The organism is Sphingomonas sp. 2378, assembly GCF_038084995.1.
Taxonomy (GTDB): Bacteria; Pseudomonadota; Alphaproteobacteria; order Sphingomonadales; family Sphingomonadaceae; genus Sphingomonas.
Genome location: NZ_JAXCMJ010000014.1, coordinates 57,681 through 81,654, shown reverse-complemented (window position 1 = coordinate 81,654; position 23,974 = coordinate 57,681). Strand labels below are relative to the sequence as shown.

Here is a 23,974-nt window from a genome sequence, read left to right as displayed (position 1 = left end):
CGGCGTGGGCCGGGGGGTGGGCGTGGCGCGCGGCGTCGGCGTGGCTTCGGGCGCGCGCTGGCTCGGCAGGACGAGGCGCGGCGTCGCCGGGGTCGGAACCGGCGTTGGCACGGCTTGTGGGGTGGTCGTGCGCGGGCTCAGGCTGAACCCGTCCAGGCCGCTCGTCGAGGGGCGGGGGGCGGCATCACCATCCTGGGGCGCGGTCTGGGCGAGGGCGGGCCCGGCCAGCATCGGAGCGAGCCCCGGCGCCAGCGTCAGGGCAAGGAGGCGCGCGATGCGACGCGGCCCGGACGATGTCATGAAAGGCATTCCTCGTGGTAACTATAATCTTCACCGACCGTTCGGGCCACCGGCCCGACCGCTAAGCCGTGCCCGGTAGGACCGGCGGATGCAACCCCTTGTGTACCGGCATATGCGGCCAATATATGGCAGAGCGGGTTGGCGCGGGAACTTTCCCCGCAGGGCTGCGTGTCCCGGTTTGACACCGGGGGGTATCGCCCCTATATCGCGACCATCCACCACAATCTTCGGGAAATGATGCGCCTTCGCGCAGCGTGTCGGTCGAATGGGAGATTGCTGGTTTAGCAGACGCCGGATGCCGCCGCACATCGATGCGAGCGGCCTTTTGGCGTCTGTCGTTGCGTCTCGCCCGGAGGCATCCGGGCAGTGATTTACGGCTGACGAGGCAGACAGACCCATGGCAACCAAGGCGATCGACAGCGGCTCCGCCCCGCGCAAGGGCGATGGCGGCACCGCCAAGCGGCGTATCCGCAAGGTGTTCGGCGACATCCACGAAGTGGTGCAGATGCCGAACCTGATCGAGGTTCAGCGCGAAAGCTACGAACAGTTCCTGCGCTCGGACAAGTCCACGGGCCATGTCTCGGGGCTGGAAAAGACGCTGCGCAGCGTCTTCCCGATCCAGGATTTCGCCGGCACCGCCTATCTCGACTTCGACGATTACGTCCTCGAGGACCCGAAGTTCGACGTGGAAGAATGCCGCCAGCGGGGCATCACCTATGCCGCGCCGATGCGCGTCACCCTGCGCCTGACCGCGTTCGAGGTCGATCCCGATACCGAAGCCAAGTCGGTTATCGATATCAAGGAGCAGGACGTCTACATGGGCGACATGCCCCTGATGACGGAGAACGGCACCTTCTTCATCAACGGCACCGAGCGCGTCATCGTCAGCCAGATGCACCGTTCGCCGGGCGTGTTGTTCGACCATGATCGCGGCAAGACCCATGCCTCGGGCAAATATCTGTTCGCCGCGCGCGTGATCCCGTATCGCGGCTCGTGGCTCGACTTCGAGTTCGACGCCAAGGACATCGTCAACGTCCGTATCGACCGCAAGCGCAAGCTGCCGGTGACGGCGCTGCTCTATGCGCTGGGCATGAACTCGGAAGAGATCCTCAACTATTTCTACAACCGCCTGACCTTCGTGCGCGGCGACGGCGGCTGGAAGATTCCGTTCCAGGCCGAAAACTGGCGCGGTGCCAAGCCGATGTTCGACATCGTCGACGCCAGCTCGGGCGAGGTGGTGTTCCCCGCCGGTCAGAAGATCAGCCCCCGCGCCGCCAACAAGGCCGCGAAGGATGGTCTGTCGCAGCTTCTGATCCCGACCGAGGAAATCTTCGGTCGCTATTCGGCCTATGACCTCATCAACGAGCAGACCGGCGAAATCTACGTCGAAGCCGGTGACGAGATCAGCGCCGAGAATCTGGAAGCGCTGGACAAGGCGGGCGTCGACACGATCGAACTGCTCGACATCGATCACGTCGCGACGGGGCCGTGGATTCGCAACACGCTGAAGGCCGACAAGGCCGAAGAGCGCGAGCAGGCGCTGTCGGACATCTACCGCGTGATGCGCCCCGGCGAGCCGCCGACGCTGGAGACGGCCGAAGCGCTGTTCGCCGGCCTGTTCTTCGATCCCGATCGCTACGACCTGTCGGCCGTGGGTCGCGTCAAGCTGAACATGCGCCTCGACCTCGACTGCCCGGACACGGTGACGACGCTGCGCACGGAGGACATCCTGGCGGTCGTGAAGACGCTGGTCGACCTGAAGGACGGCAAGGGCGAGATCGACGATATCGACAATCTCGGCAATCGCCGCGTGCGTTCGGTGGGCGAGCTGCTGGAGAACCAGTATCGCGTCGGCCTGCTGCGCATGGAGCGTGCGGTCAAGGAGCGCATGTCGTCGGTCGACGTGTCGACAGTCATGCCGAACGACCTGATCAACGCCAAGCCCGCGGTCGCCGCGGTGCGCGAGTTCTTCGGTTCGTCGCAGCTTTCGCAGTTCATGGACCAGACCAACCCGCTGTCCGAAGTGACGCACAAGCGTCGTGTCTCGGCGCTCGGGCCGGGCGGTCTGACGCGTGAGCGCGCGGGCTTCGAGGTCCGCGACGTTCACCCGACCCACTATGGTCGTATCTGCCCGATCGAAACGCCGGAAGGCCCGAACATCGGTCTGATCAACTCGCTGTCGACCTTCGCCCGCGTCAACAAATATGGCTTCATCGAGACGCCGTACCGCAAGGTGATCGACGGCCGCGTCACCGACGAGGTCGTGTACCTGTCGGCGATGGAAGAGCAGAAGCACACCGTCGCACAGGCTTCGGCTGCGACGGACGCCGACAACCGCTTCACCGAGGACCTGGTTTCGGCGCGTCAGGCGGGCGAATTCCTGATGGCGCTGCCCGATCAGATCACGCTGATGGACGTGTCGCCGAAGCAGCTTGTGTCGGTCGCCGCCTCGCTCATTCCGTTCCTGGAAAACGACGACGCCAACCGCGCGCTCATGGGCTCGAACATGCAGCGTCAGGCCGTGCCGCTGGTAAAGGCGGAAGCGCCCTTCGTCGGCACCGGCATGGAAGAGACGGTGGCCCGCGACTCGGGCGCGGCGATCGCGGCGAAGCGCGCCGGTATCGTCGACCAGGTCGATGCCAGCCGCATCGTGGTGCGCGCGACCGGAGAGGTCGATGCGGGCAAGTCGGGCGTCGATATCTATACGCTGATGAAGTTCCAGCGTTCGAACCAGTCGACCTGCATCAACCAGCGGCCGCTGGTGAAGGTGGGCGACGTCGTGAAGGCGGGCGACGTGATCGCCGACGGCCCCTCGACCGAGTTCGGCGAACTGGCGCTGGGCCGCAACGCACTCGTCGCGTTCATGCCCTGGAACGGCTACAACTATGAGGACTCGATCCTCATCAGCGAGCGGATCGTGAAGGACGACGTGTTCACGTCGATCCATATCGACGAGTTCGAAGTCATGGCGCGCGACACCAAGCTCGGGCCGGAAGACATCACCCGCGACATTCCCAACGTGGGTGAAGAGGCGCTGCGCAACCTCGACGAGGCGGGCATCGTCTATGTCGGGGCCGAGGTGGAGCCGGGCGACATTCTGGTCGGCAAGATCACGCCCAAGGGCGAATCGCCGATGACGCCGGAGGAAAAGCTGCTCCGCGCCATCTTCGGTGAAAAGGCCAGCGACGTGCGCGACACCTCGCTCCGCCTGCCGCCCGGCGTGGCCGGTACGATCGTCGACGTGCGCGTCTTCAATCGTCACGGCATCGACAAGGACGAGCGCGCGATGGCGATCGAGCGCGAGGAGATCGAGCGTCTGAAGAAGGACGCCGACGACGAGCGCACGATCCTCAACCGGGCGACCTGGAGCCGGTTGCGCGAGATGCTGCTCGACCAGACCGCCACCGCCGCGCCCAAGGGCGTCAAGAAGGGCATCGTCATCGACGCCGAGGTGCTGGAATCGGTCGATCGTCACGAATGGTGGAAGTTCGCCGTCGCCGACGATGCGCGCCAGAGCGATCTGGAAGCGGTCAAGGCGCAGTATGACGAAGCCGCCAAGCGGATCACGGACAAGTTCCATGACCGCCGCGACAAGCTGGAGCGTGGTGACGAGCTGCCGCCGGGCGTGCTGAAGATGGTCAAGGTCTTCGTCGCGGTGAAGCGCAAGCTGCAACCGGGCGACAAGATGGCCGGCCGTCACGGCAACAAGGGCGTCATCAGCCGCATCCTGCCGCAGGAGGATATGCCCTTCCTCGCGGACGGTACGCCGGTCGACCTGGTGCTGAACCCGCTGGGCGTGCCGTCGCGCATGAACGTCGGTCAGATCTTCGAGACGCATCTGGGCTGGGCGGCGCGCAACCTGGGTATGCAGGTCGCGGCGCAGCTCGAGGATTGGCGTGAAGCCAATCCCGACGCCAAGCCGGGCGCGGTGCCGGAAGCGGTCAAGGCGCGGCTCGTGGAAATCTACGGCGATCACTATGCCGAAGACATCCAGAACCGGGATGACGAGGAAGTGGCCGAGCTGGTCCAGAACATCCGCACCGGCGTGCCGATGGGGACCCCGGTGTTCGACGGCGCACGCGAGAGCGACGTGTCGGAGATGCTGAAGCTGGCGGGTCTGCACAGCTCGGGCCAGTCGGACCTGTTCGACGGACGCACCGGCGATCAGTTCGACCGCAAGGTCACGGTCGGCATCATCTACATGCTGAAGCTGCACCACCTGGTCGACGACAAGATCCACGCGCGTTCGATCGGGCCGTACAGCCTCGTCACCCAGCAGCCGCTGGGCGGTAAGGCGCAGTTCGGTGGCCAGCGCTTCGGGGAAATGGAAGTGTGGGCGCTCCAGGCTTATGGCGCGGCGTACACGCTCCAGGAGATGCTGACGGTGAAGTCGGACGACGTGGTCGGCCGCACCAAGGTCTATGAAGCGATCGTCAAGGGCGACGACACCTTCGAGGCGGGCATCCCGGAAAGCTTCAACGTGCTGGTCAAGGAAATGCGCTCGCTGGGTCTCAACGTCGACCTCAAGTCGATGGAAGACGCCCAGGACGACGGTCTGGCCGAGGCGGCGGAGTAAGAAACGGAGCCGGTGGGGCCACCCGCCTCACCGGCGCCTTGATTGCTCGCCCGATGAATTTTCCCTCCCTGTGAGGAAAGCAAGATGAACGAACTGACCAACTTCGCCAATCCGGTGGCCAAGCCGGAAACCTTCGACCAGATTCAGATCGGCATCGCGTCGCCCGACAAGATCCGTTCCTGGTCGTTCGGCGAGATCAAGAAGCCCGAGACGATCAACTATCGCACGTTCAAGCCGGAACGTGACGGCCTGTTCTGCGCGCGCATCTTCGGTCCGATCAAGGATTACGAATGCTTGTGCGGCAAGTACAAGCGCATGAAGTACAAGGGCATCGTCTGCGAAAAATGCGGTGTCGAAGTCACGGTGTCGAAGGTCCGCCGCGAGCGGATGGGCCATATCGAACTGGCCGCGCCGGTCGCGCACATCTGGTTCCTGAAGTCGCTGCCGAGCCGCATCGGCCTGTTGCTCGACATGCAGTTGAAGCAGCTTGAGCGCGTGCTGTACTTCGAAGCCTATATCGTCATCGAGCCGGGCCTGACCCCGCTGGAGAAGTATCAGCTTCTCACCGAGGACGAACTGCTCGACGCGCAGGATGAATACGGCGAGGACGCCTTCTCGGCCGGCATCGGCGCCGAGGCGGTCCGCATCATGCTCGAGAGCCTCGACCTCGAGGGCGAGCGCGTGCAGCTTCTGGAAGAGCTGGCGACGACCAAGTCGGAGCTGAAGCCCAAGAAGATCATCAAGCGCCTGAAGGTCGTCGAGAGCTTCATCGAATCGGGCAACCGTCCCGAATGGATGATCCTGGAAGTGATCCCGGTCATTCCGCCCGAGCTGCGCCCGCTGGTGCCGCTGGACGGTGGCCGCTTCGCGACCTCGGACCTGAACGACCTGTATCGCCGCGTCATCAACCGCAACAACCGCCTGAAGCGCCTGATGGAGCTGCGTGCGCCGGACATCATCGTCCGCAACGAAAAGCGCATGTTGCAGGAAGCGGTCGACGCGCTGTTCGACAACGGCCGTCGCGGCCGCACGATCACGGGCGCCAACAAGCGTCCGCTGAAGTCGCTGTCCGACATGCTGAAGGGCAAGCAGGGCCGCTTCCGTCAGAACCTGCTCGGCAAGCGCGTCGACTATTCGGGCCGTTCGGTCATCGTGACCGGCCCGGAGCTGAAGCTGCACCAGTGCGGCCTGCCCAAGAAGATGGCGCTCGAGCTGTTCAAGCCGTTCATCTACGCCCGTCTGGACGCCAAGGGTCTGTCGATGACCCTGAAGCAGGCCAAGAAGTGGGTCGAGAAGGAGCGCAAGGAAGTCTGGGACATCCTGGACGAGGTGATCCGCGAGCACCCGGTCATGCTGAACCGCGCGCCGACGCTTCACCGTCTGGGCATCCAGGCGTTCGAGCCGGTGCTGATCGAGGGCAAGGCGATCCAGCTTCACCCGCTGGTCTGCTCGGCGTTCAACGCCGACTTCGACGGCGACCAGATGGCCGTGCACGTTCCGCTGAGCCTCGAGGCGCAGCTGGAAGCGCGCGTCCTGATGATGTCGACCAACAACATCCTGTCGCCCGCCAACGGCAAGCCGATCATCGTGCCGTCGCAGGACATGGTGCTGGGCCTGTACTACCTCTCGCTCGAAAAGCAGAAGGAACCGGGCGAGGGCATGATGCTGGCGGACATGGAGGAGGTCCATCAGGCCCTCTTCGCCGGTGCCGTGACGCTCCACACCAAGATCATCAGCCGCGTTCCGCAGACCGATGAACAGGGCAACCAGTATCTCAAGCGCTATGAGACCACGCCGGGTCGCATGCTGCTGGGCGAGTGCCTGCCCAAGAGCCACAAGGTGCCCTTCGACATCGTCAACCGCGTCCTGACCAAGAAGGACGTCGGCGAGGTGATCGACGAGGTCTATCGTCACACCGGCCAGAAGGAGACCGTGCTGTTCGCCGACGCGATCATGGCGCTGGGCTTCCGTCACGCGTTCCGCGCCGGCATCTCGTTCGGCAAGGACGACATGATCATCGCGCCGGACAAGGATCGTCTGGTCGACGAGACGCGCGAGCAGGTGAAGGACTTCGAGCAGCAATATCAGGACGGCCTGATCACGCAGCAGGAGAAGTACAACAAGGTGATCGACGCCTGGAGCCGTTGCGGCGACCAGGTCGCGAACTCGATGATGAACGAGATCAAGGCGGTCCGGCATTACGAGGACGGCCCGATGGAGGGCCGCGAGAAGCCGATCAACTCGATCTACATGATGGCCCACTCGGGCGCGCGTGGTAGCCCCGCGCAGATCAAGCAGCTGGCGGGTATGCGCGGCCTGATGGCCAAGCCGTCGGGCGAGATCATCGAAACGCCGATCATCTCGAACTTCAAGGAAGGTCTGACCGTTCTTGAATATTTCAACTCGACCCACGGCGCGCGTAAGGGTCTGGCCGACACGGCACTGAAGACGGCGAACTCGGGTTACCTGACCCGTCGTCTGGTCGACGTCAGCCAGGACTGCGTCATCATCGAAGAGGATTGCGGCACGACCCGCGCCCTCGAGATGAAGGCGATCGTGCAGGGCGGTTCGACCATCGCCTCGCTCGGCGAGCGTATCCTGGGCCGCACCACGGCCGAGGACATCGTCAACGCCAAGACCGGCGAAGTCATCATCGCATCGGGCGTCCTGCTCGACGAGCCGATGGTCGCACGGATCGAGGCGGCGAACACCCAGTCGGTCAAGATCCGCAGCCCGCTGGTCTGCGAATCGAAGATCGGTGTCTGCGGCAAATGCTATGGCCGTGACCTCGCCCGCGGTACGCCGGTGAACATCGGCGAAGCGGTCGGCGTCATCGCGGCGCAGTCGATCGGCGAGCCGGGCACCCAGTTGACCATGCGTACCTTCCACATCGGTGGCGCGGCGCAGTTGAACGAGCAGTCGAACCTGGAAGCGGCGGTGGACGGTGTCGTCCAGTTCCGCGACCTTCGCCTGATCACTGACCAGCGTGGCCGTCGCGTGGTGCTGAGCCGTTCGGGCGAAATCGCGATCGTCGACATGGACGGCCGCGAACTGTCGGTCGACCGTATCCCCTATGGTGCCTATGTCCTGTTCGACGATGGTCACATCGTGTCGAAGGGCGACCGGATGGCCGAGTGGGATCCGTTCACCATGCCGGTGATCACCGAAAACCCCGGTACGGTGAAGTTCCAGGACCTGATCGAGGGCAAGACCCTGACCGAGCAGGTCGACGAAGCCACGGGTATCGCCCAGCGCGTCGTCACCGAATATCGCGCCTCGACCAAGTCGAAGGAGGATCTGCGTCCGCGCATGACCCTGCTCGACGACAATTCGGGCGAAGCCGGTCGCTACATGCTGGCGCCGGGTGCGACGCTCTCGGTCGAGGACGGGGCGCAGGTACAGGGCGGTGACGTTCTGGCCCGTGTCGCCCGCGAGTCGGCCAAGACCCGCGATATCACCGGCGGTCTGCCGCGCGTCGCCGAACTGTTCGAAGCGCGCGTGCCCAAGGACTCGGCGATCATCGCCAAGGTTTCGGGCCGCGTCGTGTTCGGCAAGGACTACAAGGCGAAGCGCAAGATCGGCATCCAGCCTGAGGATGGCGGCGAGGTCGTCGAGTATCTGGTCCCGAAGTCGAAGGTAATCGACGTTCAGGAAGGCGATTACGTCAAGCGTGGCGACAACCTGATCGGCGGTTCGCCCGATCCGCACGACATTCTGGAAACGATGGGCGTGGAGCCGCTGGCCGAATATCTGGTCAGCGAAATCCAGGAAGTCTATCGACTCCAGGGCGTGAAGATCAACGACAAGCACATCGAGACGATCGTTCGTCAGATGCTGCAAAAGGTCGAGATCACCGACGGCGGCGACACCACGCTGCTGAAGGGCGAGCAGGTCGATCGCGAGGAAATGGACGCGATCAACGACAGGCTCGAGCCGAACCAGGCGCGTGCGCAGGGCAAGCCCGTCCTGCTCGGCATCACCAAGGCGTCGCTGCAAACCCGCAGCTTCATCTCGGCGGCGTCGTTCCAGGAGACCACCCGCGTCCTCACCGAGGCGGCGGTCCAGGGCAAGCAGGACACGCTGATGGGCCTGAAGGAGAATGTCATCGTCGGCCGCCTGATCCCGGCGGGCACCGGTGCGGGCATGAACCGCCTGCGCGTGGCGGCCTCCAGCCGCGATGCGGCGCTCCGGGCGCAGCAGCGCAAGCTGGCCGAGGCGATCATCGCCCCGGTCAGCGCCGCCGAAGAGCGGGCCGCCGAGCAGGCGCGTTCGGCGCGTGACGCGGGCGGTGTCGGCAACGATCCGCTGGCCGAGGTCGCTCCCTCGGGCCACGGCACGGACGCCGATGCCGGTGAGTATCTGAACGACTGATCCGACTAACGGATTGAAATCGAAAGGGCCGCCGTCCGGGCAACCGGGCGGCGGCTTTTTACTGGCACCGATCAACGCTTAAGGATTGACGCCGCCGGTCCCGCATGGCGGAGAATGTGTTGCGACGAAAACGACGGATTTGCGCCGAATGGAGGGTGCGTGAGGCCGTTGCGCGGGAACCGAAACGCCCTCCCAACCATATACGAATATTGGAGAAGATCCCGGACGCGCGCGGGTTGTTGGCGTGCCGATGGGACCCCGGAGACCTGAAATGACGTCCCCCGAGATTGACGAAGACTATTTCTACCAACGTGCTGAAACAGAACTAGAATTGGCCCAGAAGGCGACCCATCCGGCAGCGGTCCGGGCGCATTACATCATCGCCAACCATTATCTGGACCGGGCGTATAGCCAGCCCGATGCGGGCGCGGCGGTCGAGGCGGCGGAGTAGCCGAACCAGCGCCAAGCCCGACTCGATGGGAGAATATCGCAGCCGCCTCGGCCATCATGGCCGGGGCGGTTCGTCATGTCGGGTGGGGGGAGCCGGAAGAGCTTCCTCCCCTTCTTCCCTGTAAGGATTCCTCTGCGAAAGCGGGTACATTGCCCAAAAACATATGCCACCCCGGCGGAGGCCGGGGGCCAGTTGGCGCGCGATTAGAGTTGCTTGCAATCACGCCCTGACTGGGCCCCGGCCTCCGCCGGGGTGGGCATGAATGAGTTTCGCAGAGGAATCCTGTAAGGGGAGTGGCTCACACGGACTCGGTCGAAGCTGACCGGGCGCTGGCCGGAAGGGATGGCAGTTCGAGGGACAGGCGATAGGCCCGGATCGGAATGACCGCTCGACAGGGAGGTGAGGCGGATTTACGCGGCACCGATGCACCGTGAACGATCCGCTCTCCCGTCCGCGACCTGTCCGGCTTCCTATCCCGCCGGACAAAGCCCGGGCGGTCATGGACGGGCCATCGCGGCGCTGTGGCTGGTCTATGTCGTCGCCATGGCCATCGTCTTCCGCGTGCCGATCGCCAGTGGTTTCGACCTGGGTTTCGGCGACCGGGCGGACGGGCTGATCGAGATGACCATCCTCGAACATTGGCGCAATGTCTGGTCGGGCGTGTCGCCGTGGAACGGCGGATTCTACTTCCATCCCTATGGCGGGACACTGGGCTATAACGATGGCTATTTCCTCTATGGCCTATCCTATTCCTTCTGGCGGCTGTTCGCCGATCCCTTTCATGCCGACACGCTGAACATCCTGACCTTCAAGACGGTCGGGTTTTTCGGGGCCTATGCGCTGGCGACGCGGTCGCTGGGCTGGGGCCGGGGGGCGGGGTTGTTCGTCGCGCTGTCCTTCACCATCGCGAGCAACATCGCGCTTCAGGCGGTCCATGCACAGTTGCAGAGCGTCGCGTTGCTGCCGATCGCGATGATGCTGGCCATCTCATGCGTTCGGACCGAGGCGATGGGGCGGCATGCCCGCGCGCGCCTGTTGGCGGTGGCGCTGGCCGCGCTGATCGCGGCGTGGCTGATGACATCCTATTATATGGCCTGGTTCACGATCTTCTCGGCCTGTCTGTTCCTGCTGTGCCGGGCGATGCTCGGCGACCAGGCGCAGCCCACCGCGACGATTGCGCTGGTCCGTCGTCATGCCGGGACCATCGCCTGCGGCCTCGGCAGCTTCGCGGTGCTGATCCTGCCCTTCCTGGCCGTCTATCTGCCCAAGCTGCGCGAGACGGGGGGCGAGGGCTATTTCGAGATGCTGGGCTATCTCATCACGCCGGTCATCGACATGGTGAATGTCGGGCCGGACAATTACCTTTGGGGTTGGATGTTTCGTCCGCTGCTGGCGCTGGTGCATCAAGTGCTGCCCGACGATCCGGCGCTGCCGGGGCGGGTGCTGCGCGGCGAGCATGAGGTGGGGTTCCCGCCGATCTTCTGCATCCTGCTGATCGTCACGGCGTGGCGTATCCTGCGGCACCGTCCGGTCGGGGAGGGGGCGACCGTATCGGTCGAATGGCGCGCCTTCACGCTGGCGATGATCGTCGGCTGGGCGCTGACGCTGCAATTCTGGATCTTCTCGCCGTGGAACCTGGTCTTCTATCTGGTGCCGGGGGCCAAGGGTTTGCGGGTCGTGTCGCGCTATCAGCTCTGGCTGACCCTGCCGTTCCTGCTGATCGTCGTCTATGCTTGGCGTGCGCGGATGGCGGCCTTGCTGCGAAGCAAGCCCTGGTGGGGCGTCGCGATCGTCACGCTGCTACTGGCCGAGAATCTGAGCGCCGAGACCGCCGCACAACTCAGCCGTCGCGAACAGCGCGTCGCGCTGGATGCGATTCCGCCGCCGCCTGCGGACTGCCGCGTCTTCTATGTGGTGGCATCGCGCGCGGGGGAGCCGCTCTACGTCAATGCCGAACTGAACGCCCTCTATCCGCACAATGTCGATGCGATGTTCCTGGCCGAACAATGGCGGGTGCCGACGATCAACGGCTTTTCGACCTTCAACCCGCCCGACTGGCATTTCGACGATCCGCTGGCGGGGGATTATGAGGCACGGGTGAAGCGCTATGTCGCGCGGCACGGACTGCGCCAGGTCTGCCGCCTCGACATGCGGCAGGCCCGGCCCTGGTCACGCTAGGGCGGGGCGATCAGCCGACCGGTCGCGCGCCTTCGTCCGGTGCGGCGGGGCCCCGATGGATCGAGGGAAGCTCGGCCAGTGTCAATCGCCGGTCATGGTTCAGGTCCAGCAGCGCAAAGCGCTTGTCCGCCGCCGCGACGAATTCCTGTGCAGACACACCGCGATTGAAGTTGCTGTCCGCCGAAGCGACCGGTTCGGGTATGCCGAGATAGCTGAAGCGCCCGGCGCCCTGGCGACCCAACAAGCTGGCCGCCGCGCGCCCGTCGGGCTGATCGCCGCCGCCGCCGCGTCCGCTGCCCATGCCGCCGCCGCCTCGGCGTCCGCCGCGTCCGCCGCCGCCACGGCCACCGGCCATGCGCGCAACCCCGCCGCCCGGCCCGGCCACGCGCAGTTCGGGAAACAGCTCGGTCTCATACCATTGCAGATCGTCGGGATCGATTTCGCCGTCCTTGCCGTGATCCAGTACCGCGAAGAAGCGCAGGGCATCCGCCTCGAACTCGGCGGGGGTCAGCGCGCCGTCGCCATTCGTATCGGCACCGGCGAACCAGCGCCGCTCGCCGGCGGGGCCGTGGAAGGGCTCGCCCATCGGGCTGGCGAACAGCGGGCCGCGACTGCCGGGGTGCCCTCCGCCGGGAAAGCCGCCATGGCGTCCATCGCCCGGCGGGCCCCTGTGCGGCCGATCGGCGGCGCATCCGGCCAGGACGCAACATAGGGCGAGGATCGCTGCACGCATGATCGAGGGCTTTCCGATGCTGTTCGGCCGGTCGGTGAGCCGGGCAAGCGCGTCGCCCGGGCCGGAGGGATCAGCGACGGACCCAGCGGCAGATCTTGACGCGCTTACCGTGCTTCTTTTCGATCTTGCAGACGTGCTTCTTGCCGTGATGCGGGCCGCGCTGCGCCGCGACGGGAGCCGAAACCAGCATGGCGGCGGCTAGCGCGGCCGCGATCGAGGCGATCGTTCTGGAACGGGTCATATCGCTATCCTGACATGGCTGTGGGAGGGGAGGAGAGGCATCCCTAGCCGTCAGATATCTGAAAAGTTTGATCGAGTTGTCGCGAAGTGTCGCAACCGCGACCATGGCGCACGCGCAAAAGAAAAGGGCGACCCCCGCGAAGGGGCCGCCCTTATCCTTGGCTCGACAAGCGAACGGGTGCGGCAGGTTGCCCTGCCGCAGTCCGATTACTTGAGCTCGACGGTCGCGCCGGCTTCTTCGAGCTGCTTCTTGATCTTCTCGGCCTCGTCCTTGGCAATGCCTTCCTTGACGGGCTTCGGAGCGCCTTCGACCAGCGCCTTGGCTTCGGTCAGGCCCAAGCCGGTGATCGCGCGGACTTCCTTGATGACGTTGATCTTCTTGCCACCGTCGCCGGTGAGGATCACGTCGAATTCGGTCTTCTCTTCAGCGGCCGGAGCGGCAGCGCCGCCAGCAGCAGGAGCCGCGGCAACAGCAGCGGCGGCCGAGACGCCCCACTTCTCTTCGAGCAGCTTCGAAAGTTCAGCGGCTTCGAGGACGGTCAGCTCGCTCAGCTGGTCAACCAGCGCGTTCAGGTCTGCCATGTTCTTATCTCCAATACGGGCCGTCTAAAATGGCCCGAGTGTGTCAGTTCAAATCGTCGTGTACGCCCGAAGATCAGGCGGCTTCCTTGTCCTTGTCGGCATAAGCCGCGAGGACGCGGGCGATCTGCGCCGCGGGAGCCTGGGTGATGGTCGCCAGCTTCGTCGCGGGAGCGACGATGAGGCCGACAATCTTCGCCCGGAGCTCGTCCAGCGAGGGCAGAGTCGCCAGCGCCTGCACGCCTGCGACATCAAGGACGTTCGCACCCATCGATCCGCCGACGATCTCGAACTTGTCGGTCGTCTTGGCGAATTCCACGGCCACCTTGGCGGCGGCCACGGGATCGATCGAGCTGGCGATGCCGACGGGGCCCGTCAGCATGTCAGCGACACCGGCATAGTCGGTGCCCTGGGCTGCGATCTTGGCAAGCCGGTTCTTCGAGACCTTGTAGGACGCGCCGGCTTCCCGCATCTTCGTGCGCAGGGCCGTCGACTGGGCGACGGTCATGCCGAGGTTGCGGGTGATGACCACCACGCCGACCTCGTTGAAGTTACGGTTCAGTTCGGCGACGGCCTGGGTCTTTTGATCGCGATCCATGCCATTCTCCATGGTTGGAACGACCGCGAACGGTCATCCCGGTTGCTTGACCGGGGGGTGTGACCACCCCTCGGGGTGTCCAGCGATGGGGAATGGGCAACCGACGCGTGAGAAACGCGGGGCAGACCGGGCGGGACCAGCAAGTGGCACGACCGGCAAAATCCTTTTCCCCGTCTCGGCAGGAGATTAAGCCAGGGCATATTCCCCGGCACCTGCTGTCTTGGACGGAATCCGAACAGGCGAACCTGTCTGGATGCGGGGGTGCGCTTAGGCGGATCGGCGCGGGGAGTCAAGCGATGCGACGGGATGAAGGCGATGTCATCCTTGAGTCATCCCTGCGTCACCGACATGACGCGGAAATGAAGCCGGGATGACTTGGATGGTCGGCAAACGGCGGCGCGTGAGACCGCGCCTTCCCGCGCGGTGCCCCGGGGGATCTGCCATGTCGGATATGAACAGCCTGGTCGCCTATGACGATGGCGACATCGATACCAACCGTTCGACCAACACCCATATGAGCGACCTGATCGCCACCCGCCTGTCGCGTCGCCAGACGTTGCGCCACGGCGTGTCGGCGATGACGACCGCGCTGTTCGGCGGCGCGTTGCTGGCGGGTTGCGACGACGAGAATCCGCAAGCGGTCACCGCCACGGCGGCGGGCAGCACCGCCAGCGTTGCGGCGGGCCGCCCCGTCACGCTGACCGGCACGGTGGGCAGCGGGAAGGTGGCGAACGTCAACTGGAGCCAGACGGCGGGGCCGTCGGTCACCCTGACCAACGCCAACCAGCTCGTCGCCTCGTTCCGCGCGCCCGCCGTGGCGACCGCGACGCAGCTCGCCTTCAAGCTGGAGATCACCAGCCGCGACGGGCTGGTCACGAACAACAGCGTGACGCTGACCGTGACGCCGATCACGCTCGACTTCACCGCCGTGCCGCACAGCCTGGCCGATGTGGTGACGGTTCCCTCGGGCTATAGCGTGACGGTGCTCTATCGGCTGGGCGATCCGATCGCCTCGGGCGTCCCGGCCTATGCGAACAACGGCACCGACAGTAATTTCGCGCAGCGTGCGGGCGACCATCATGACGGCATGAGCTATTTCGGGCTGTCGGCGTCGGGCAGCAATCCGGACCAGAACAACAGCACGCGCGGCCTGCTGGTCCTCAACCACGAGAATATCAGCGAGCAATATCTGCATGTGAACGGCATGTCGCCGGTTCCACGCCCCGAGAGCGAGGCGATCAAGGAGATCGAATGCCACGGCGTCTCGGTGATCGAGGTGACCCGCACGAACGGCTCCTGGTCCTATGTCCAGGGATCGGCGCTCAACCGCCGCATCACCCCCAACACGCCCATGGCGTTCAGCGGCCCGGTCAGGGGCAACGCGTGGCTGAAGACCGCCTATTCGCCCGACGGGACCGGCGGGCGAGGGACGATCAACAACTGCGCCAACGGCACCATGGCGTGGCACACATACCTGACCAACGAAGAGAATTGGGCGGGCTATTTCCGTCGTCTCAGCGGTGACGCGGCGGTGCGGGCCACCACCAATCCCAAGCAGAATGTCTCGCTGGCCCGCTATGGCATCAGCGAGCCGCGTAACGGCAACTACAACTGGGCGACCGCGACCCCGTCCGATCCGTCCAGCACGGTCTTCCGCCGCTGGAACGCGACCGCCGATGCGGCGCTCGCCGCCAACGGCACCGCCGATTTCCGCAACGAGCCGTTCCAGTTCGGCTGGGTGGTCGAGATCGACCCGTTCAACCCCGCCTCGACGCCCCGCAAGCGGACTGCGCTGGGCCGCATGAACCATGAAGGCTGCGAGAGCGGTCGGATGATCGCGGGCGTCCGCCCCGCCTTCTATATGGGCGACGACGCGCAGAACGAATATATCTACAAATTCGTCTCGGCGACCCCGTGGAGCGCCTCAGACGCCAATGCGAGCGATCGTCTGGCGGTGGGCGACAAATATCTCGATACCGGCACGCTCTATGTCGCCAGGTTCAACGCGGACGGCACCGGCCAGTGGATGCCGCTGGTGTTCGGGCAGAACGGGCTGACCTCGGCCAACGCGACCTATCCCTTCGCCGATCAGGCCGATGTCCTGCTCAATACCCGCCTCGCCGCCGACGCGCTGGGCGCGACCAAGATGGACCGGCCCGAATGGACCGCGGTCAATCCGGCGACCGGCGAGATGTATTGCACGCTGACCAACAACGCCTCGCGCAAGCCGGTCGCCTCGGGCAGCCAGAGCGGCGTCGATGCGGCCAATCCGCGCGCCTATGTCGATGCGCCTTCGACCTCGGTCGGCAACCGCAACGGCCATATCGTCCGCCTCCGCGAGACGGGCGACACGACCGAGGCGACCAGCTTCACCTGGGACGTCTATGCCTTCGGTGCGGGTGCGGACCTCGACCCGACCAATATCAACCTGTCGGGGCTGGACGCGACCAACGACTTCTCCTCGCCCGACGGCCTGTGGTTCAGCCTGCCGAGCAATGTCGCCGGGCAGCAGACGCCGGTGATGTGGATCCAGACCGACGACGGCGCCTTTACCGACGTCACCAACTGCATGATGCTGGCGGCAATTCCGGGCCGGGTCGGCGATGGCGGCACGCGCTCGGTGACGAGCAGTGCGGGCGGCGCTTCGGCGACCGTGACCACCCGGATCGGCAAGGCGCCCGGCGTGACGCTGAAGCGCTTCCTGGTCGGGCCGAAGCAGTGCGAGATCACCGGCATCCACTCGACCCCGGACGGCACCTCGGTCTTCGTCAACATCCAGCATCCGGGCGAGGACGCGACCAATCCAAGCGCGCCGACCAGCAACTGGCCCGACAGCCAGACGGGTTCGGCGGCGGCGACGATCCGCCCGCGCTCGGCCACCATCGTCATCACCAAGAATGACGGCGGCGTGGTCGCGATCTGATCGACTGGCCGCATATCGAGCCCATCGGGGGCGGGAAGGCGATTGCCTTCCCGCCCCCTTTGTCGTTTGAAGGGCCCGCGAAAGAGGGGACAGGCATGACGACCACAAGGCGCGAGATCATGGTCGGGGCGGCGGCGATCGGGCTGGGGAGTGCTATCGGACCCGCACTGGCGCAGGGGCCGGGCAGCGACCGGCTGATCGCGGGCACCTATGCCAATGAGGGCGGCAAGGGGCTGTACCCGATCGCGAATGGTCGGGTGGGGCAGCCGGTGGTGGGGATCGTCAACGCCTCTTTCGGCGTCGGCAACGGCCCGGGCGGCGCCTTCTACGTCTTGCGCGAACAGGCCGAGGGGCAGGTTGCCGCTTATGGTCCCGGCTGGCGCTTGCGGGGCGGGGCGTCCACCGGCGGCGCGGACCCCTGTCATGCCGCGCTCGACCGCAGATCGGCCTGTCTGGCAGTCGCCAATTATTCCAGCGGTTCGGTCGCCTTCTACCGGCTCGACCGGCGGACCGGCGCACCGGGCGAGGCGCAGGTCTTCCAGCATCATGGGAACGGCCCCGATACCGAGCGCCAGTCGGGCCCGCACGCGCATTGGGTGGGGTTCAGCCCCGACCGCCACTGGCTGCATTCGGTCGATCTGGGGGCGGATGCGATCTTCGCCTATCGCTTCGATCCCGCCGCGCGGACGCTGGCCGAGCCGGTGCTGGCGTGGGCCGCTCCGGCGGGGGTGGGGCCGCGCCATATGGTCCGCCACCCGACCCTGCCGCGTGCCTATGTGGCCTGCGAGTTGCAGACCAGGTTGTTCGTGCTCGACGTGCAGGAGGATGGCCGGTTCCGCACGGCGGGGGAACGGGCGCTGGTGCCCGAAGGGGGGCCTGCCTCCTATGCCGCGCATATCGCGATCGATCGGGCGGGGCGGACGCTGTACGTCTCCAATCGCGGGGCGAACAGCATCACCGTCTTCGCGCTGGATGCAAGGGGAGAGCCCAAGGCGGTGCAGCATGTCCCGACCGGAGGCGACTGGCCGCGCTTCTTCCTGCTGCGCGAGGGGCGGGGGGAGATGCTGGTCGCGAACGAGCGGTCGGGAACGGTCGTGGCGTTCCGGATCGGGTCGGACGGTCGTCTGACCGCGACAGGGCGGAGCATCGCCATTCCCGGCGTGGTGTTCCTGGCCGAGGTTTGATCAGGCAACGCCGTCATCTTGCCGCTCCCCGCCCGCAGGCAGGAGGGAATGGGGGAGGGCGGGACGTCTCGCCAAGGCCATCGCTCGTGGCATAGCCCCCACCCCAACACCCCTGCCGCGAGGAGGGGCTCAAGACCAAGTTCGTCTGCTGCAACCGCAAGCCATTGTCCGTCGAGATCGGGCAAGCTGCTCGCTAAAGCGCGTTTTCCTTTCCCCAACCCCAAAAGCCACCATGCACCTCTTCCAACCCCTGCTTGCCGGAGCCACCTTGCCCGGCCGCCTCATCGCCTGTGTCGGCGCGGTGATCGGCATCGCGCTGACCATCATCGTATGCAGCGGACTGCCGCCGCTGGGCCCCGACCTGCCGATCATCGTCGCGCCGCTGGGGGCGTCCGCCGTGCTGGTCTTCGCGGTGCCCGCCAGTCCACTGGCGCAGCCCTGGTCGGTGGTCGGCGGCAATGTCCTGTCGACACTGGTCGGAGTGGCGATGTTCCAGGCCATCCCCTCGCTGCCGCTGGCGGCGGGGTGTGCGGTCGGGGGCGCGATCCTGGTCATGTCGCTGGCGCGCTGCCTGCATCCGCCGGGCGGGGCGGCGGCGCTGACCGCCGTGATCGGCAGCCAGGGAATCCATGCGGCGGGCTTCGCCTTCGCCTTTGCGCCGGTGGCGATCAATTCGATCGCGCTGGTGGCGCTGGGCATGTTCTTCCACCGCGCGACCGGACGCAGCTATCCGCATGAACCGGCGGTGATCCCGCCCACGCCTGTCGCCTTGATCCAGCCCGAGGATGTCGACGCCGCGCTGGAGGACATGCACGACAGTTTCGATATCGCGCGCGAAGATCTCGACATGCTCTTCGCCCATGCCGAGCGTCATGCGCGGGCCAGGGTTGGGAGCGCGCGGGGCGGGTGATGGGCGTGGCCTTCGACTTCGCTCAGGCTGAACGGAGTGAGGAGCTATATCCCATCCCCCGCCTCCACCCTCCGTTCACGCTGAGCGAAGTCGAAGCGCACGCCCCCACAGTGATCAGGCATAAGAAAAAGGCCCGCCCCTCACGCCGAGGGACGGGCCTTTCCCATCAACCGGTCATACCGATCAGCGATACTTGCCGCTGAACGAGATGCCGATGATGCGCGGTTCGTTGAAGACCGCTGCCATATAGTTCTCGATCACGCCCTTCAGGTTCTTCTCGTTCGTGATGTTGCGCGCGAAGACCGACAGGCTCCAGTCGTCGTTCGGCGCGGAATAGCCGATGCTCAGGCCGCCCTCGAAATTGCCGTTCGAGGTGAACTCCTTGGTCCGGTACAGGACGAAGTTCGTATAGCCCTGGATATTCCAGTCGGTCGAAATGAACGCCTTGCCCTGGTTCGCCAGCGGGATGTCGTACTTGGCGGCGACGTTGACATTATATTCCGGCGCGTTGGGCAGCGGGTTGCCGTTGATCTGCGCGAAATAGGCGTTGGCCCCGAACACCGTGCGGGTGACGAACGGGTCGAGCACGGTGCACACCTGCACCCCGTTCAGGCCGCAGGTCTGGGCGAAGACACGCTTGTCGCGGATTTCCGAATGCAGCAGGCTGACGCCCGCCGACAGCGCCAGGTTGCGCACCGGCAGCCACTGCGCATCGGCCTCCAGGCCGTAGGCGACCGCCTTGTCGGCGTTGAACAGCACGCCGTTGCCGTCCGAGTCGTTGCCGTTCAACTGGATACCCTTCACGCGATAGGCGAAGGCGGCGGCGTTCAGGCGCAGCGTGTTGTCGAACAGCTTCGACTTGAAGCCGGTCTCGAACGACAGGTTGGTTTCCGAATTGGCGGTGGTGAAGTCCGAGTTGAACACCGCCGAGCGGCCCTGGATGGTCGGGCCACGGAAGCCCTGCGCGGCGCGGACATAGACGTTCAGGTTCGGATTGACCTCATAGAGCGCGGACAGATCCCAACTGGGCTGGGTGTCGGACAGGCGCACGTCGCGGCGACCACGATAGGTCGAGACACCGGCGGCGCTGTCGGCGGTGCGCAGCAGCCGGGTCCGCTTGGTGTCCTCGCTGATGCGGCCACCGGCGGTCAGGGTCAGGCGATCGGTCGCCTGATAGCTGACCTGACCGAACACGCCCCACGAGGTGTTGACGTCGTGCAGGCGGACCCAGTTGTTCGGGTTGGCCCCGATCAGGAAGGCACGCTGGTAGAAGTCGGTGATGTCGCGGCTGTCGAAATAGATGCCGCCGACCTGCCACTTGAACGGGCCGCTGCCGGTCGAGGCGAGGCGGACTTCCTGCGTCCACTGGTCGAGCCCGCGCACCTGACCCTGGCTGAGTCCATAGCCGTTGGGCACGCGGTTCACCGGGAAATTCGCCGCCGCGCCGCCATCGGTGTCGCCCTTGCTGAACCCGGCGGTGGTTTCATAGGCGGTGATCGAGGTCAGCTCGGCAGGCCCCAGATCCCAGGCGGCGCGCAGCGAGGTCCCTTGCGTGTCGTATGACTGGGGATTGTTCCGGCCTTCGTCATAGGCCACCCGGTCACGCGGCTCGGCCGACACGTCGCGCGAACCCTTCTGGATCGCCCCGCGATGGAACAGCGTCGAGGTGCCGTCATACCAGCGGGCATGGCCCGACAGGTTGAACGACAGCGTGTCGGTCGGCGTGAAGAGAAGCTGGAGCCGCACGTCGCGCTCGGTAAAGCCGCCCATCGCGTCCTTCTTCGGGGTCAGCGTGCCGTCCAGGCTGGTACCCGAATAGACATTGTCCACCCAGTTGTCGCGATGCTGCACCAAGGCCGACAGGCGGAAGGCCAGCACGTCGCGGATCAGCGGACCGCCGACACCGGCGTCCATGCTGATCGTGTTGTAGCTGCCGATCGAGGCGGTGGCGCGGCTCTGGAAGCTCTGCGTCGGCTTGATCGTGTCGAACTTGATGATGCCCGCGGTCGTGTTGCGACCGAACAGCGAGCCCTGAGGGCCCCGCAGCACTTCGACCTGATCGACGTCGAACACCGGGTTCGACTTCAGCACGACATGCTCCAGCACGACATCGTCCTGGATGATCGACACCGGCTGCGACGCGCCGAGATAGAAGTCGATATTGCCCAGGCCGCGAATATAGAAGCGCGGGAAGATGCGGCCCGTCGTCGTCTCGGCATAAAGGCCGGGCACGCGGCCCGACAGAGCGAGGATGTCCTCGCCGCCCTGCTGGAAGGCGCGGATGTCCTGGCCGCTGACCACGCCGACCGACACCGGCACGCGGTTCAGATTTTCCGAACGACGCTCGGCGGTGACGACGATCTCGCCCAGGCCTTCCTGCGGTGCCGCCTGATCCCCGGTCGCGGTGGCGGTGCCCGCGCCCTGATCGGCGGTCTGTGCGATGGCCGGTACGGCCGCCAGCGTTCCCCACGCGGCGCCCAGCAGCGCCGCGGTCTTGATAACCGACTTCATAATGTTCCCCAGCTCCGGCAGGCGGTACGTGCCGCCCGACTAATTGCTAATCTCCCGGTAAGGCGGGCGGTTAGAGGCGCATTATGGCGCTTGCGTGACAGAGGTGATGCACCAAAGGCACAATCGACCGGGAAAACTGGCCTGACGGGAAACGGTCCGCCGACGATGCGAGGTGAAACGGAGATCCGTCATGCCCCCGCCGTTCCGAGGCGAACCCGGTCGTGAACGAAGCCGGACAGAAATCACGCGACATGCTCGCGGGATAGGATCTCCTGATACCGATCGTCGATCGCACTGCCCCGCCACGCGACCGTTCTGCCGTGACGGGACTGTCACATTGTTGTAACCCGGTTTTGCTTGACGTGGGGTCCGGGTCTGGTCAGGGGGGCGGCGTTCGTGCAGTCTTCGGTTCATGGCCTTTTTCACGGTCCGGCGCGCTGCCGTGGCCCCAAAAGGCCATGGGTGAAGAACGCGCGGTATCGGATCACTATCGGGGTTTGCCGACTGATGTTCGCCTGGTTCCAACGCCTCCTGCCGAAGACGGGAAATTTCTTCGAACTGTTCGAGGCGCAAGCCGCGACGATCCTGGCGGGGGCCGAAGCCACCGTCCGGCTGTTCGACGCGGCGGGCAACACCGCCGACGAGATCGCCGTGATCGCCGCGCGCGAGCATGACGCCGATGAGATCACGCGCGACGTGCTGACCTCGGTCCGCTCGACCTTCCTGACGCCGTTCGACCGTGCCTCGATCACCTCGCTGATCGGGTCGATGGACGACACGATCGACGAGATGAATGCGGCGGCCACCGCGATCGGCCTGTACCGGCTGACCAGCTTCGCGCCCGAAATGCGCGAAATGGCGGCGGTTGCGGTCGAGGCGGCCAAGCTGACCGTCGAGGCGATGCCGCTGATGCGCGATGTCGCGCGCAACGGCGACCGGCTCCACGCGCTGACCGAGGAACTGGTCCGGCTGGAGGGCCGCGCCGACGATATCCATGCGGCGGGCCTGAAGCGCACGCTGGACGAATGCGGCGAGCGCGACACGCTGCGCTTCGTCATCCATAAGGAAGTGTACAAGCATCTGGAGCGCATCCTCGACGCGTTCGAGGATGTCGCCGACGAGATCGACGGCATCGTCATCGATCACGCCTGAGGCGCGGATCATGCACGAACTCGCCTTTCCGTTGCTGGTCGGCCTGATCCTGGTCGCGCTGGCCTTCGATTATCTCAACGGGCTGCATGACGCGGCCAATTCGATCGCGACGGTGGTGGCGACCCGGCTGTTGTCGCCGGTCGCGGCGGTCCTGTTCGCGGCCTTTTTCAACTTCGCCGCCTATTTCCTGACCGTCGCCTTTCCCAGCCTGCACAAGGTGGCGGAGACGATCGGCAAGGGCCTGATCGACCAGAGCATCGTGACGCCCGCCGTCATCTTCGGCGCGCTGGGCGGGGCGATGGCGTGGAACGTCATCACCTGGCTGCGCGGCATCCCCTCGTCGAGCAGCCATGCGCTGGTCGGCGGGCTGGTCGGTGCGGGCGTGGCGCATGCGGGCATGGGCGCGGTGCAATGGGCGGGGCTCAACAAGACGCTGCTCGCCATCGTGCTGTCGCCGATGCTGGGCATGATGCTGGCCATGCTGGTCATGCTGCTGAGCAGTTGGGCGATGCGCCGGTCGACCGCGGGGCAGGCGGAGCGCAGTTTCCGTGCGATGCACCTCGTCTCCTCGGCGGCCTATTCGCTCAGCCACGGCCTGAACGACGCACAGAAGACGATGGGGATCATCACCGTCCTCCTCTATTCGACCGGCCGCCTGTCAGGCCCGTTCGAGGTGCCGCACTGGGTCGCCATCTGTTGCTACATCGCGATCGCGCTGGGCACGATGACCGGCGGCTGGCGGATCATCGAGACGATGGGCACCCGCATCACCAAGCTGTCGCAGCATCAGGGATTCAGCGCCTCGACGGCGGGCTCGATCGTCATCTTCTGCGCCTCGGCCCTGGGGATCCCGGTATCGACCACGCACACCATCACCGGCTCGATCATCGGCGCGGGCGTGGCGCGGCGTGCGTCCGCCGTGCGCTGGGGCGTGGCGGGGAATGTGGTGATCGCCTGGATCATCACCATCCCGGCCTCCGCCGTGATGGGGGCCGGGTTCTATATGCTGACCCGGTTGTTCTGATCGAAGAGGGGGGGCGAGGGCTCTCCCCTTTTTCGTTGGAGCTTTCCCCCTCCGCTAAGGATAGACTTCGCCGCTCGAAGGCCCGATTCTTCATGGTCCACCCCGGCGGAGGCCGGGGTCCAGTTGTGGTGCGCTGTCGAGAGCGGGCTGCCTATGCCTCCCACGCATCGGCGTACCACGCCGCCAAAGACGTGACATCTGGGCCCCGGCCTCCGCCGGGGTGGGCGGGGCGAAACGAGAAGAC

13 protein-coding genes and 1 pseudogene are annotated in these 23,974 nt (G+C 65.6%); 8 read left to right on the top strand and 6 right to left on the bottom strand.

Annotated features, from left to right (window positions below):
* A pseudogene (locus tag SM191_RS09520) lies at positions 1-300 on the bottom strand (hypothetical protein); the annotation flags it as partial.
* Between the two features lie 397 nt (positions 301-697).
* On the opposite strand from SM191_RS09520, the gene rpoB reads away from it, so the two are divergent.
* From rpoB to SM191_RS09505, 3 genes are all read left to right on the top strand, one after another.
* Positions 698-4,876: a DNA-directed RNA polymerase subunit beta gene (rpoB, locus tag SM191_RS09515; RefSeq protein ID WP_341505987.1), complete on the top strand. Its 4,179-nt coding sequence runs from the start codon at positions 698-700 to the stop codon at positions 4,874-4,876.
* Positions 4,877-4,960: 84 nt separating this feature from the next.
* A complete protein-coding gene (rpoC, locus tag SM191_RS09510; protein ID WP_341505986.1) occupies positions 4,961-9,247 on the top strand; it encodes a DNA-directed RNA polymerase subunit beta' in 4,287 nt (1,428 codons plus the stop codon).
* A gap of 874 nt (positions 9,248-10,121) precedes the next feature.
* Positions 10,122-11,876, top strand: a complete 1,755-nt coding sequence (locus SM191_RS09505; protein WP_341505985.1) for a hypothetical protein — start codon at positions 10,122-10,124, stop codon at positions 11,874-11,876.
* 10 nt (positions 11,877-11,886) lie between these two features.
* On the opposite strand, the gene SM191_RS09500 is transcribed toward SM191_RS09505, so the two are convergent.
* From SM191_RS09500 to rplJ, 4 genes are all read right to left on the bottom strand, one after another.
* Complete coding sequence (locus SM191_RS09500; protein WP_341505984.1) at positions 11,887-12,609, bottom strand: EF-hand domain-containing protein; 723 nt, start codon at positions 12,607-12,609, stop codon at positions 11,887-11,889.
* Positions 12,610-12,679: 70 nt separating this feature from the next.
* The gene (locus SM191_RS09495) at positions 12,680-12,850 is read right to left on the bottom strand and encodes a hypothetical protein (RefSeq protein WP_306998222.1); all 171 of its coding nucleotides are present in this window, start codon (positions 12,848-12,850) and stop codon (positions 12,680-12,682) included.
* A 206-nt stretch (positions 12,851-13,056) separates the two neighbouring features.
* Entirely contained in the window at positions 13,057-13,431 is a 375-nt protein-coding gene (gene rplL / locus SM191_RS09490; RefSeq protein WP_076711360.1) for a 50S ribosomal protein L7/L12, read from the bottom strand.
* 73 nt (positions 13,432-13,504) lie between these two features.
* Complete coding sequence (gene rplJ, locus SM191_RS09485) at positions 13,505-14,026, bottom strand: 50S ribosomal protein L10 (protein ID WP_267435748.1); 522 nt, start codon at positions 14,024-14,026, stop codon at positions 13,505-13,507.
* A gap of 442 nt (positions 14,027-14,468) precedes the next feature.
* On the opposite strand from rplJ, the gene SM191_RS09480 reads away from it, so the two are divergent.
* From SM191_RS09480 to SM191_RS09470, 3 genes are all read left to right on the top strand, one after another.
* Complete coding sequence (locus tag SM191_RS09480) at positions 14,469-16,949, top strand: PhoX family protein (RefSeq protein ID WP_341505983.1); 2,481 nt, start codon at positions 14,469-14,471, stop codon at positions 16,947-16,949.
* A gap of 95 nt (positions 16,950-17,044) precedes the next feature.
* Positions 17,045-18,133, top strand: coding sequence for a lactonase family protein (locus SM191_RS09475; protein ID WP_341505982.1), 1,089 nt, complete (start codon positions 17,045-17,047; stop codon positions 18,131-18,133).
* Between the two features lie 232 nt (positions 18,134-18,365).
* Positions 18,366-19,043, top strand: a complete 678-nt coding sequence (locus tag SM191_RS09470; protein WP_341505981.1) for an HPP family protein — start codon at positions 18,366-18,368, stop codon at positions 19,041-19,043.
* 183 nt (positions 19,044-19,226) lie between these two features.
* On the opposite strand, the gene SM191_RS09465 is transcribed toward SM191_RS09470, so the two are convergent.
* Positions 19,227-21,554, bottom strand: coding sequence for a TonB-dependent receptor (locus SM191_RS09465; protein ID WP_341505980.1), 2,328 nt, complete (start codon positions 21,552-21,554; stop codon positions 19,227-19,229).
* A 462-nt stretch (positions 21,555-22,016) separates the two neighbouring features.
* Here SM191_RS09465 and SM191_RS09460 point away from each other — a divergent pair, with 462 nt between their 5' ends.
* Together SM191_RS09460 and SM191_RS09455 are read left to right on the top strand one after the other, a co-directional pair.
* On the top strand, positions 22,017-22,706 hold the full coding sequence (locus tag SM191_RS09460) for a DUF47 domain-containing protein (RefSeq protein WP_341505979.1): 690 nt from the start codon (positions 22,017-22,019) through the stop codon (positions 22,704-22,706).
* 10 nt (positions 22,707-22,716) lie between these two features.
* Positions 22,717-23,730, top strand: a complete 1,014-nt coding sequence (locus SM191_RS09455) for an inorganic phosphate transporter (protein WP_306998236.1) — start codon at positions 22,717-22,719, stop codon at positions 23,728-23,730.
* Positions 23,731-23,974 lie beyond the last annotated feature (244 nt).

Excerpts from the sequence above, each read along its gene's own strand:
- SM191_RS09465 (WP_341505980.1), bottom strand. The coding sequence starts at position 21,554 with ATGAAGTCGGTTATCAAGACCGCGGCGCTGCTGGGCGCCGCGTGGGGA.
- SM191_RS09505 (WP_341505985.1), top strand. The coding sequence starts at position 10,122 with ATGCACCGTGAACGATCCGCTCTCCCGTCCGCGACCTGTCCGGCTTCC.
- SM191_RS09455 (WP_306998236.1), top strand. The coding sequence starts at position 22,717 with ATGCACGAACTCGCCTTTCCGTTGCTGGTCGGCCTGATCCTGGTCGCG.
- rplJ (WP_267435748.1), bottom strand. The coding sequence starts at position 14,026 with ATGGATCGCGATCAAAAGACCCAGGCCGTCGCCGAACTGAACCGTAAC.
- rplL (WP_076711360.1), bottom strand. The coding sequence starts at position 13,431 with ATGGCAGACCTGAACGCGCTGGTTGACCAGCTGAGCGAGCTGACCGTC.
- rpoB (WP_341505987.1), top strand. The coding sequence starts at position 698 with ATGGCAACCAAGGCGATCGACAGCGGCTCCGCCCCGCGCAAGGGCGAT.
- SM191_RS09480 (WP_341505983.1), top strand. The coding sequence starts at position 14,469 with ATGTCGGATATGAACAGCCTGGTCGCCTATGACGATGGCGACATCGAT.
- rpoC (WP_341505986.1), top strand. The coding sequence starts at position 4,961 with ATGAACGAACTGACCAACTTCGCCAATCCGGTGGCCAAGCCGGAAACC.
- SM191_RS09475 (WP_341505982.1), top strand. The coding sequence starts at position 17,045 with ATGACGACCACAAGGCGCGAGATCATGGTCGGGGCGGCGGCGATCGGG.
- SM191_RS09470 (WP_341505981.1), top strand. The coding sequence starts at position 18,366 with ATGCACCTCTTCCAACCCCTGCTTGCCGGAGCCACCTTGCCCGGCCGC.
- SM191_RS09495 (WP_306998222.1), bottom strand. The coding sequence starts at position 12,850 with ATGACCCGTTCCAGAACGATCGCCTCGATCGCGGCCGCGCTAGCCGCC.
- SM191_RS09500 (WP_341505984.1), bottom strand. The coding sequence starts at position 12,609 with ATGCGTGCAGCGATCCTCGCCCTATGTTGCGTCCTGGCCGGATGCGCC.